At 70.5% G+C, this 634-nt stretch carries 1 protein-coding gene; it reads right to left on the bottom strand.

The annotated features are described in order from the left end of the window. Positions 1-225: 225 nt before the first annotated feature. A partial coding sequence (locus JCM9942_RS17575; RefSeq protein ID WP_172675214.1) for an alpha/beta fold hydrolase occupies positions 226-634 on the bottom strand: 409 nt, incomplete at its 5' end.

Here is a 634-nt window from a genome sequence, read left to right as displayed (position 1 = left end):
CCCAGGGCGGCGAAACTGGTGGCGGTCCAGCCCAGCCAGCAGGCGAGCAGGATCACACCGGTGAGGACACCGGTCCGGCGGGTAAGGGGGGCGCGCATGGGGCAGGAACTGGGCAGGTCGCTTGCGGGCCTGCGCGGAACATCATCTCGGTATACGGCGTTATCCGGATATCGGCCGCAATCGCCGCCACTTGACCTCTGCGTGCGGCGGATGACGCGGCTTTGTTCAGCTGCCGTCGGGCAGCGCGGCGATGAACGAGGCGAGGATCGCCGCCACCGCGGCGGGCTGATCCATGTGCACGTGGTGGTGGCCGGGCAGAGTTGCCAGCCGCCCATCGGCCAGCAGCGCCGCGCGCTGGCTGCGTTCGGGCTCGGGGAAGTAGTCCTGCGCCGGGGTGGCGTAGATCACCTGCACCGGACAGGCGATGGCGCCGACCACGTCGCGGATCTGTTCCTCGCTCATGCGCACCGCGGTGGGCAGCATCAGCCGCGGATCGCTGCGCCAGCTCCAGCCGCCCTCGACCGGTTTGACGCCGCGTTCGACCAGCAACCGCGCCGACGCTTCGCTGAGCTGGTTGACCATCATCCGTGCCCGCACCGGGGCGGCCAGGTCGGGAAACACCCGCAACGGCCGG

It is taken from the genome of Stenotrophomonas pictorum JCM 9942 (genome assembly GCF_001310775.1).
Classification (GTDB): Bacteria; Pseudomonadota; Gammaproteobacteria; order Xanthomonadales; family Xanthomonadaceae; genus Stenotrophomonas; species Stenotrophomonas pictorum.
Note: the sequence above shows the minus strand (reverse complement) of the source record. Positions and strands in the feature narration are given on the sequence as shown.